The sequence below is a fragment of the Saccharospirillum impatiens DSM 12546 genome (assembly GCF_000423605.1).
Taxonomy (GTDB): domain Bacteria; phylum Pseudomonadota; class Gammaproteobacteria; order Pseudomonadales; family Natronospirillaceae; genus Saccharospirillum; species Saccharospirillum impatiens.
In genome coordinates this window covers 1-2,293 of sequence record NZ_AUIH01000125.1, presented here as the reverse complement: position 1 = coordinate 2,293, position 2,293 = coordinate 1, and the positions used below count along the sequence as shown (strand labels likewise).

3 protein-coding genes are annotated in these 2,293 nt (G+C 45.0%); all 3 read right to left on the bottom strand.

Annotated elements, in window-relative coordinates; all coding sequences use genetic code 11:
* Positions 1-271: 271 nt before the first annotated feature.
* A complete protein-coding gene (locus G565_RS0120720) occupies positions 272-724 on the bottom strand; it encodes a hypothetical protein (protein WP_028672510.1) in 453 nt (150 codons plus the stop codon).
* Between the two features lie 76 nt (positions 725-800).
* On the bottom strand, positions 801-1,232 hold the full coding sequence (locus tag G565_RS0120715; protein ID WP_028672509.1) for a GNAT family N-acetyltransferase: 432 nt from the start codon (positions 1,230-1,232) through the stop codon (positions 801-803).
* A 144-nt stretch (positions 1,233-1,376) separates the two neighbouring features.
* Complete coding sequence (locus G565_RS0120710) at positions 1,377-1,817, bottom strand: hypothetical protein (RefSeq protein ID WP_028672508.1); 441 nt, start codon at positions 1,815-1,817, stop codon at positions 1,377-1,379.
* Positions 1,818-2,293: the final 476 nt, after the last annotated feature.

Below are 2,293 nucleotides of genomic sequence, written 5' to 3'. Positions count from 1 at the left end.
TAGAACACCTGCTGCCTTGGAACGTGCCGTTGAAACGCATGGAGTAGAGGTGGCTACGTTGGGGGGAGTCAAGGGGCTGATTTATTGGCGCTTACAAAATCTCTGTGTAAAATTTCTTTGAGATTACGTAGCTATTTACGACCAACTCAGGGACTAAGGGATTCCATTCCATACGATAATTCCTCTCGTTTGACGAAAGCGAAGCTAAGCGGCGGCCGACAGGGACGTCCGGTGGACCGTCGCTAGGCCGAGAACGTACTTGAGCGATTGGTTATGCATTGGTACCTGCGGTACGAAGCTTTCGAAATACCTTGGCCATCAAGTCGCTACCTAGAATCAGGGCTAACGATAAGGCCATTACTGCAAACCAACCATAATTTAGCGAGGCTTGCGAACTCAGCTGAGTTAGCAAAACACTCGAAGAGCGAACGAACCAATAAACGCCTATCAAAAATACTCCAGCGGCCACGACTCCACTCTCCGGAACTATTGGCCCAGGTTCGTCGGACGGAAGTGCAGCCTTGGAGATTTTTGGCGCTCTAAACCACAAAATAATACCGATACCGATAGGCACAGAGACGCCTGCCGCTAAGAACCCAATATACGGCGAATTTGGACCGCTGAATGCGTCAGTAACCAATGCCAGTGGGGCGTAACCTCCTACAGTGCTAAAGACTAGATAGGCGGCAAACACTTTTATGACGATCTCGATGAGTTCTCTCATAGTTCCTTAACCATAACGTTCGGAGATGCGGAAAGTTACCCGTTCAGCGTGCAATTTGTCCGACAGCCTGCGTTTGTTATGGATCTTCATTAAGTCGCTTTTTCATGTGATAAAGCATGGTGCCTATTGGGCGATCTTCAAGCACACCATAAACCTCATACCCCAATTTCTCATAAAATCCCTTAGCCTCCATAGTTTTTAAGAATGAAACAACAGCTCCATTTTTAGCACCAAAATCTTCTGCTCTATACATAAGCTGCGAACCTAATCCATTGCTTCGTTGATTGCTTGAAACCCAAAGCGTATCAATCTCAAGGCCATTCCAGTAACAGTTTGCTAGAATACCACCTAGTAATTCTCCGGTCTCAGATCGAGCACTTACCATAAAAACCTTATCATCAGATTCAGGTGGTAAATGAGGAAGCCCACTTTGTGAAAAAGAGAAGAACTTTTTTGTCAGTTCCTCTACTGATTCAGGGGGTGGTGGACTAACAAATTCGATATTCATATCCTGGTGATCCATAACGCCTAGCTCTGGGGCTGCATGGAGCGCAACGTAATGCAGTCTCTAGCAGCAACTTGTTACATTTTTGTTTACTGCTGCCTCTATTTCTTCATTAATCTGAGAAAGAGGCAGGATGAGAGCTTTTAGTCAATCTGTGAACAGATAGAGATTATACTTATCTTTTTCAACAGACCGTATACCTTGCCAAGAAAAAGTAGATGAACACAAGCCATTTGACTCAGTAATCCCAGAATCCGATATTTCGAATTCCCATTTACCGAGAACACTTCCTTTATCATCTGTTGCTGATGAAACGTAGAGGCGCATATAAATTTTCTGCCAAACATTAACGAAAACAAACCAGATGCTAAATGCTGTTAGAGCCCGATTGAGGTGTGCGTAGTTATTACAGCAACTATTGTCGTAGACTGAATACATTTCTAAAGCAAAGAACACTAGAAAAAACCAATAGAGAATATTGAACAGGGTAACTTTCCATTTAATTCCTGGTGCCTGATGGATTCTGGCCATCGCAAACCTATTGAAATGCCGGAAATCATCTTTTTCTAAGTGAATCGTGAACTTCATACTTTTCCTAAAATGTAACGCTCTGAATAGGCCGCCGTTTGGAGCTCACATGTCTCGACTTCCGGACTCCATTTCTCGATGCTCCGTAGCAGGTACGCAGACAGACGCAGCCTGAAATCCTCGGCAGAAAGAAACGGAAGCTCATCGTAGTGCGCGTCCAAATACTCGTCGCTCACATTTGACGGGGGAAACTCCCTCCGGATTTTTTGGTCGAGATCAAGGAGCTCACCACTTGATATGGCCACGACACCTCCGAAGCAATCTAACACTAGTCGTGAGCCGCGCTGTCTTCAGCGTCGCACTCGACGACTTGGTTAGGTACCCTTTTCTCGAAGACTTTGCACAAGTTAGAGAAATACGCGAGCCCGATCAATAGCCCTTCTAGGGCCTGTTAACACTAATCAGCTTGTCCGCTATCAGTGAGAAATTTATAAAGAACCTAAAAAGCACATCCAATTTGTCGAATCGACTGAAGA

Bases quoted from the DNA above. Each gene is read 5' to 3' on its own strand.
- G565_RS0120720 (WP_028672510.1), bottom strand. From the start codon at position 724: ATGAGAGAACTCATCGAGATCGTCATAAAAGTGTTTGCCGCCTATCTA.
- G565_RS0120710 (WP_028672508.1), bottom strand. From the start codon at position 1,817: ATGAAGTTCACGATTCACTTAGAAAAAGATGATTTCCGGCATTTCAAT.
- G565_RS0120715 (WP_028672509.1), bottom strand. From the start codon at position 1,232: ATGAATATCGAATTTGTTAGTCCACCACCCCCTGAATCAGTAGAGGAA.